We start from the raw sequence: 6,943 nt of genomic DNA on the forward strand, positions 1-6,943 counted from the left end.
GAGTGCGGGACTGGCCCTCTTTAAAATGGGCAAGCGCGAGTAATCTCATTTTCATTTGAATGGATTTTTGCTGGCTTTCCAGCTTTTTGAAGTCAATGTTATTGAGGCTATCCATAGCGATTTGGCCACCTGAAAGAGAAGCCTCAGTTAGATCATATTCTTACTTAGAATGGTATTATTAGAGCAAACCAGTCAGCAATGGCTGGTTTTTTGCGATCTGGCGTTTGCAAGATCTCCTCTTATGAGTTTAAACCGCTCGCAAATGCAGAAACCAATACCAGAAAGCGTATCAGGCTTTTGACTCGGCTCTACTTTGTTTGTGGCCATAGCCGATCTGCGATTGCAGAATTCCTCAAAGCTATTCGAAGTAGGTAGATGTTTGGATTACGAACAATTTGAAGGATGAGTTGAAGGGGTTGAACACTTTGCTGCGAACTCGGTTCAGAGAGCCGTTACATCAGGGTAGGATATTACTGTCAGCAAAACATAACCGCTTTACATCGTCTAAATTGCTTGCCAAAAAAATACCTGCGGATTGCATTTGATTGCAACTCTCGGCAATGGTGTCAGGTGAAATGCCCCGGCACGCAGATAAATTGACAATGACTTTAAAGGATTTGGTTGCCTGAAGTTGTAAGGCTGTTGTTTTAACGCAGTAATCTGTTGCGAGGCCGCCAATAATGACAGTGGCGACACCTTTGTGATGTAGCCACTCGATCAGTCCGGTACTGAGCTTTTCTTCAAGATCGTGGAAACAAGCGCCGTAAGGATGAAGATCTGGCTCTATCCCTTTCCAGATGACGTGGTCATACTCAGTTACTTTGGGAAGCCCAGGTATCACTTCAAAGCCCTTACTGCCCGGGACGGCGTGTTTGACCCAGGTCAAATCAGCATTAGGGTGTGATAATGGTTGGAACATATTGTCATGGCTATCAACGATCCACACAGCATTCTCCGGGTGCGCATCTTTTGTCAAAATACGCCAGGTTGCTAATTTGGCCTGTTGATTTAAGGCCTGAGCAATATGATGGCCTTCAGGAACAGGCAGTTCATCAGGACAAAGTGGAGTAAAGGTTTGCTGCACATCCACATCGATTGCTGCAATAGCCATGACACTCTCCTTACAGAATCTGATTCAGAATATGATCTGCTTTCAGACGGCGTATACGCTTGATCAAGCGCCTTACCGGTAGCGGGTAGCTGTCGACTTTATCAATAAATTTATAGCTGCCCATTAATTGAGTATGTCGCAAAATGGCACTGAGTTCCTGCTGCTTTTGCTCTGCTAACAGCTCATGTTTGTCGTGTACCAGAATGGCGTTCTCTAAATCCAGTTTCCATGCGCGCGGATTAAGGTTATTGCCGGTAATGAGCATGTATTGGCGATCAACCCAGATTCCTTTCAGGTGGAAGCTATTGTCGTCGTGTTTCCAAATATGAATAGCCAGCTGACGGCGGGCGATAGCGGCCTCGTTGTGTTTGGCAAAACTACGCAAATTTACCTCATATAAGTAAGGTAATCCTGCGATGGTTCTGAACGGTTCGCTGGGCGGAATGTAAAAATCATTAGCGGTTTTATCACCGACAATCAGAGTGATCTTTACACCGCGACGTAAAGCCCGTTTCACTTCCCGGCTTACGCTGCGGGGAAAGTTGAAATAAGGGGTGCAGATCGTCAGCTCATGTTTAGCACTGGCGATCAGGGTACAAATGTACTTATTCAGATTGTTCTTACGACGGCCAAGGCCAACAATGGGGGTGAGGCCAACCTGATCATTAGCGATAGGCTCAGGATCAAAATAATAGCTTGCGCGCTGTAATTCCAGGCGCAATTGCTTGATAGCATTGCGTAAGACTTTCGTTTCCGGCCGGGTCTGCTGATTGAGACAATTGACCGCTTCACTGTCGACCAGCGTGCGCTGGACAAAGTGGGCCATGCTGTCAGCCAGTTTGGTGTTTTTCAATACATGATATCTGTCGTAGCGGTAACGTTGATGTTGAGCCAGATAGACATCATTCAGGCTGGCGCCGCTATATATGACAGTATTGTCAATGATAAAGCCTTTGAGGTGGAGCACGCCAAAGACTTCACGATTGCGAACGGGCACTCCCAACACTTCAATCTTATGTTGGTAGGACTGGGCAAACTCACGGTAGAGCGCTGCATTACCCTCCGATTTTTCTGCACCTATCAGTCCACGCTGAGCTCGGTGCCAATCGACGAGTACTTTAATGTCCAGTTCGGGACGTAGCTGTTTTGCATCATACAATGCTTGAAGAATACTGCGACCCGCATCGTCGTCTTGCAGGTACAATGCGACCAGATAAATACGCTTGGTTGCACTGGCTATTTCCTGATGCAAACGTTCACGAAAGGCACCGGCATCAAGCAGTGTTTCTATATCTTCCGGCTGATGTGCAATACGTGGTAGCTGATCTATGAGCTGCCTATTTGCAGTAGCTGAATCCATTATCGCCTCGTTCCGCGATTTATATGATAAATCTAAAAATTGGGGGCTAATTATACCAGATTTTAGTGCTGGTAAAGCGACCGGGCCGATCCAATTAATGAGCTTGGGAGGCAGGTTGGGTCAACCGGCCTGATATAGCATAGGAGTGAGCGCTTTTCCACCAACTCTGTAGCGTTCAATTCGATGAGCAAGAGAAAGCGGTAGCGCATCATCCGCAATGACCGAAAACTGCGCTTTTAAGTACAGTGACTCAAGGTGGCTGAATGCAAAACAGTAACAGGGCTTAGCCATAAGTTGCAAATGGCAAGCGTTCAATAACGCGAGGCCAAAGCCCTGTTGTCTCAATTGCGGCGCAACCAGCATGCCTGTCATTAATTGAAAATCGTCATATTGCTGGAAACGGACAACGGCCTCGATGGACGTAGCGGTTTCTCCGATCCAGATGATTTCGTCCTTCTTGGCTTTACCCGCAGGATAATGCGCCTTGTACAGACGATTGACCAAAGGAAGGCGAAGAGGTTCCAAAGGATGGAAGCTAAGTGTTGTTTTCGTTAAATCTGTCATGGAATTAACTGCGTCGCTATGTGTGATCAGTTAGAATGCGGCCTCCAGTATAAAGCGACGGTTTGAATTTGGTATGGAAGTTTTGCATCGCCATTCACTGGCTTCATTGCACACATTTGGCTTGAGTGTAACAGCCTCTCAGGTTGTGACCATTAGATCGGTGGACGAGCTGAAAACGCTGCTGTCCAGTGATGCGACAGGGACTCCTGCTCTTGTGGTGGGGCAAGGGAGTAACTTGCTGTTTTGTGAAGACTATAACGGAACTGTCATACTGAATCGGATTATGGGCATTCAAGTTCATGAAACCGACTTTGCTTACCATCTCCATGTGGGGGCAGGTGAAAACTGGCATCAGTTGGTGTGCTGGACGGTTGAGCAAGAGATGCCTGGCCTGGAAAACCTGGCCCTGATACCTGGTTGCGCAGGATCTGCACCTATACAGAATATCGGGGCTTACGGGGTTGAGCTTCAGGATATCTGCGAATACGTTGATGTGATGGAGCGAAAAAGTGGTGATGTCGTACGCTTAACGGCGGAAGCGTGCCGCTTTGATTACCGTGATTCTATTTTTAAGCACGAATTGAAAGACAGTCATATCATAGTTGCGATCGGCCTTCGTCTGAGTAAGGACTGGCAGCCAAATACGAGCTATGGGCCGCTGGCGAACCTGGATCCTGCTACTGTCACAGCTCGCGACATCCTGATACAGGTTTGTGCGACTCGGCAGGCTAAGCTGCCGGACCCGGCGGTGCTTGGTAATGCCGGCAGCTTCTTCAAAAACCCCGTGGTATCAGAAAGTACCTATCAGAAGCTGGCGGCTGAATTTCCGTCTGTCCCTTGTTATCCCGCAGCAGGCGGCCGGTTTAAATTGGCCGCCGGGTGGTTGATAGATCAATGCGGACTGAAAGGCCATAAGGTTGGCGGAGCAGCCGTACACCAGCAGCAGGCGCTAGTGATTGTAAACCTCGGCATGGCCAGCCCTGAGGATGTACTGAGATTGGCGCGCTATATCGTCGACACGGTCAAATCGCGTTTTGGTGTCACATTAGAGCATGAGGTGCGCTTTATGGCGTCTGACGGAGAAACCACACTGGATAAGGTGATGCCATGAAAGAACACACAACCAAGCTGGCGCTGATCCGGTTTTTGGCCGATGGTCAGTTTCACTCCGGTGAAGCACTGGGCGAGGCGCTGGGGATTTCTCGCGCAGCAATCAGCAAACATATCAAAGGGATTCAGGAGTGGGGCCTTGATATTCATCGGGTCCAGGGCAAAGGTTACTGCCTGGCTGCCGGGTTTGATTTATTGGATGAGCACCTTATCCAGACTCAGGTTGATTGTCCGTCACTGGCATTGATCCCGGTGATTGATTCAACCAATCAATATATGTTGGATCGCATTGGCCAGTTACCCAAAGGCGCAGTTTGTGTGGCTGAGTACCAGCAGGCCGGGCGCGGGCGCCGTGGGCGGCAATGGCTCTCTCCGTTTGGCAGCAACCTGTATTTGTCAATGTACTGGCGCTTGGATGCCGGTGTTGCTGCTGCGATGGGGCTGAGCCTGGTCGTTGGTTTGGCTGTGGCGAAAACATTGCAGAAGCTGGGTGCGGCGGAGATTAAGGTGAAATGGCCCAATGACCTCTATTATCAGGACAAAAAGCTGGCGGGTATTCTGGTAGAAATGAGCGGTAAAGCCGGAGATGCTGCGCATTTAGTCATTGGTATGGGGCTGAATCTCACCATGTCTAATACAGATACCGAAACAGTGGGGCAACCTTGGTCTAATCTGGCTGAAGCTTGCGACCCTATGCCTGGCCGTAATCAGTTGGCGGCAGCCATCATTGAGGGGGTGACGGAAACTCTGCTGCGCTATGAAGAGGTTGGCATGGCGGGTTTTGTCGATGAGTGGGACCAGTATGACAATTTCCTTGGCCGGCCGGTGAAGCTGTTGATCGGGGACAAAGTCATCCGGGGCGTCGCCTGTGGTATTAACCCCCAAGGGGCGCTGATGCTGGAAACGGAGCAGGGGAAGATGCCGTATCTGGGTGGTGAGATCTCTTTGCGTAAAGACGATTAAGCTCAAGGGCTATCTAAAGCGAGCGGGATACTTACTTTCTGAGTTTGACGGTCTGCACTGCATGGTTAGAGCTTTTTTGCAGGATAAGACTGGCACGCTCGCGCGTCGGCAGAATGTTCTCCCGCAAGTTTTTACCATTAATCTCCTGCCAAATATTGGTCGCCGTTTTCACCGCTTCTGATTCGGTCAGTTTGGTGTAATGATTAAAATAGGATGATGGATCTTTAAAAGCACCCTGACGGAATTTCAGAAAACGTTCTATGTACCAAGTTTGTAGTAAATCCGGTTCGGCATCGACATAAATGGAAAAGTCGAGCAAATCAGAAATAAAGACCCGATGCGGTTCATGAGGGTAATCCATGCCGCTCTGTAACACATTCAGCCCTTCAATGATCAGGATGTCCGGTTGCTCTACCGTCTTTATTTCATCAGTAATATCGTAAAATAAATGAGAATACACAGGGGCATCCACCTGAAGCTTACCTGACTTCACATCGGTCAGAAACTCAACCAAACGCCGAATATCGTAAGACTGAGGAAATCCTTTCTTTTTCATCAGATTTCTTTCCATCAGCACATTATTTGGATAGAGGAAGCCATCAGTAGTGATTAATTCCACCTTAGGGTGTTCCGGCCATCGGGTCAGCAGGGCTTTGAGCAGACGCGCAGTGGTGCTTTTGCCGACAGCGACACTGCCAGCAATACCTATGATGTAAGGCACTGTGCTTGGTTTGGGCTGAGACAGGAACTCTTCCAAAACGCGGTTTCGGCCCTTGCGTGCACCGACATAAAGATTGAGTAAGCGCGACAAAGGCAAATATATATCGCGGACTTCATCCATCGACAAATGCTCATTGATACCGCGAAGACGTTCGAGATCAGCTTCGTCCAGCGTCATTGGCACTGACTTGCGTAAATCAGCCCAGGCCTGCCGGTCAAAAGTAAGATAGGGGGTTAGGATCTCGTTCATCTTGTAACCAAAATCTCATTTACAGGGATTGGGACAATACAGGATCAATAGAGGAAGTGAAAGAGGCCGTGATTTCTCCTTTTGAAGAATTATGTCAGCATAGTCCCTTGTTTGATTAAGAAATGTACATTAAAGCGGCCATTATAATTTTTTTTGTATTTACCTATTGCAACCCCAAAAACCATCGCATAGAATGCGCAGCAATTACGCCGACTTAGCTCAGTAGGTAGAGCAACTGACTTGTAATCAGTAGGTCACCAGTTCGATTCCGGTAGTCGGCACCAAAATTTGGAGGGATTCCCGAGTGGCCAAAGGGATCAGACTGTAAATCTGACGGCTCCGCCTTCGAAGGTTCGAATCCTTCTCCCTCCACCATATTCAAATGGTTGAATAGCTCTACGAGTTACGAGTTTGCGGGCATCGTATAATGGCTATTACCTCAGCCTTCCAAGCTGATGATGCGGGTTCGATTCCCGCTGCCCGCTCCACATTTCTCGTGTGCTGATATAGCTCAGTTGGTAGAGCGCACCCTTGGTAAGGGTGAGGTCGGCGGTTCAAATCCGCCTATCAGCACCACTCTCTCTCCGAAGCACTTCAATCCTTTTGATATATACTCTACAAAACCCATGATTGGTTGTGTGGTCGTTATACCACCTAAATACCGTGCCTAGAGGGACTACCCATGTCTAAAGAAAAATTTGAACGTACGAAACCGCACGTTAACGTTGGTACTATCGGCCACGTTGACCACGGTAAAACTACTCTGACTGCTGCTATCTGTACTGTACTGTCTAAAGTATACGGCGGTTCTGCGCGTGACTTCGCATCTATCGATAATGCGCCAGAAGAGCGTGAGCGTGGTATC

7 protein-coding genes and 4 tRNA genes are annotated in these 6,943 nt (G+C 48.4%); 7 read left to right on the forward strand and 4 right to left on the reverse strand.

What is annotated here, in order from left to right:
- Window positions 1-457 precede the first annotated feature (457 nt).
- From Q4491_RS21225 to Q4491_RS21235, 3 genes are all read right to left on the reverse strand, one after another.
- On the reverse strand, window positions 458-1,111 hold the full coding sequence (locus tag Q4491_RS21225) for a nicotinamidase (RefSeq protein ID WP_192017824.1): 654 nt from the start codon (window positions 1,109-1,111) through the stop codon (window positions 458-460).
- A gap of 10 nt (window positions 1,112-1,121) precedes the next feature.
- The gene (pssA, locus tag Q4491_RS21230) at window positions 1,122-2,471 is read right to left on the reverse strand and encodes a CDP-diacylglycerol--serine O-phosphatidyltransferase (RefSeq protein ID WP_303460737.1); all 1,350 of its coding nucleotides are present in this window, start codon (window positions 2,469-2,471) and stop codon (window positions 1,122-1,124) included.
- A gap of 120 nt (window positions 2,472-2,591) precedes the next feature.
- Window positions 2,592-3,035, reverse strand: a complete 444-nt coding sequence (locus Q4491_RS21235; protein ID WP_303460739.1) for a GNAT family N-acetyltransferase — start codon at window positions 3,033-3,035, stop codon at window positions 2,592-2,594.
- Between the two features lie 73 nt (window positions 3,036-3,108).
- Between Q4491_RS21235 and murB the strand changes: the two genes are divergently transcribed.
- Complete coding sequence (murB, locus tag Q4491_RS21240; protein WP_303460742.1) at window positions 3,109-4,146, forward strand: UDP-N-acetylmuramate dehydrogenase; 1,038 nt, start codon at window positions 3,109-3,111, stop codon at window positions 4,144-4,146.
- Complete coding sequence (birA, locus tag Q4491_RS21245; RefSeq protein ID WP_192017820.1) at window positions 4,143-5,108, forward strand: bifunctional biotin--[acetyl-CoA-carboxylase] ligase/biotin operon repressor BirA; 966 nt, start codon at window positions 4,143-4,145, stop codon at window positions 5,106-5,108. Before murB ends, birA begins: the two co-directional genes overlap by 4 nt.
- 31 nt (window positions 5,109-5,139) lie before the next feature.
- On the opposite strand, the gene coaA is transcribed toward birA, so the two are convergent.
- On the reverse strand, window positions 5,140-6,078 hold the full coding sequence (coaA, locus tag Q4491_RS21250; RefSeq protein ID WP_192017819.1) for a type I pantothenate kinase: 939 nt from the start codon (window positions 6,076-6,078) through the stop codon (window positions 5,140-5,142).
- Between the two features lie 208 nt (window positions 6,079-6,286).
- On the opposite strand from coaA, the gene Q4491_RS21255 reads away from it, so the two are divergent.
- The 5 genes from Q4491_RS21255 to Q4491_RS21275 all read left to right on the forward strand — a co-directional run.
- Window positions 6,287-6,362: transfer RNA gene (locus Q4491_RS21255), tRNA-Thr, on the forward strand.
- Between the two features lie 6 nt (window positions 6,363-6,368).
- Window positions 6,369-6,453 (forward strand) — tRNA-Tyr (locus Q4491_RS21260).
- 38 nt (window positions 6,454-6,491) lie between these two features.
- A tRNA-Gly gene (locus Q4491_RS21265) sits at window positions 6,492-6,566 on the forward strand.
- 12 nt (window positions 6,567-6,578) lie between these two features.
- Window positions 6,579-6,654 (forward strand) — tRNA-Thr (locus Q4491_RS21270).
- A gap of 106 nt (window positions 6,655-6,760) precedes the next feature.
- Window positions 6,761-6,943, forward strand: a 183-nt coding sequence (locus Q4491_RS21275; protein WP_269808543.1) for a GTP-binding protein, incomplete at its 3' end; no start/stop codon positions are given.

Origin of the sequence: Photobacterium sp. 2_MG-2023 (genome assembly GCF_030547675.1) — a bacterium.
In the GTDB taxonomy this organism is placed as follows: Bacteria; Pseudomonadota; Gammaproteobacteria; order Enterobacterales; family Vibrionaceae; genus Photobacterium; species Photobacterium arenosum.

What these genes read in the sequence shown, in the direction of transcription:
- Q4491_RS21225 (WP_192017824.1), bottom strand. Translation starts at nt 1,111, where the DNA reads ATGGCTATTGCAGCAATCGATGTGGATGTGCAGCAAACCTTTACTCCA.
- pssA (WP_303460737.1), bottom strand. Translation starts at nt 2,471, where the DNA reads ATGGATTCAGCTACTGCAAATAGGCAGCTCATAGATCAGCTACCACGT.
- Q4491_RS21235 (WP_303460739.1), bottom strand. Translation starts at nt 3,035, where the DNA reads ATGACAGATTTAACGAAAACAACACTTAGCTTCCATCCTTTGGAACCT.
- murB (WP_303460742.1), top strand. Translation starts at nt 3,109, where the DNA reads ATGGAAGTTTTGCATCGCCATTCACTGGCTTCATTGCACACATTTGGC.
- birA (WP_192017820.1), top strand. Translation starts at nt 4,143, where the DNA reads ATGAAAGAACACACAACCAAGCTGGCGCTGATCCGGTTTTTGGCCGAT.
- coaA (WP_192017819.1), bottom strand. Translation starts at nt 6,078, where the DNA reads ATGAACGAGATCCTAACCCCCTATCTTACTTTTGACCGGCAGGCCTGG.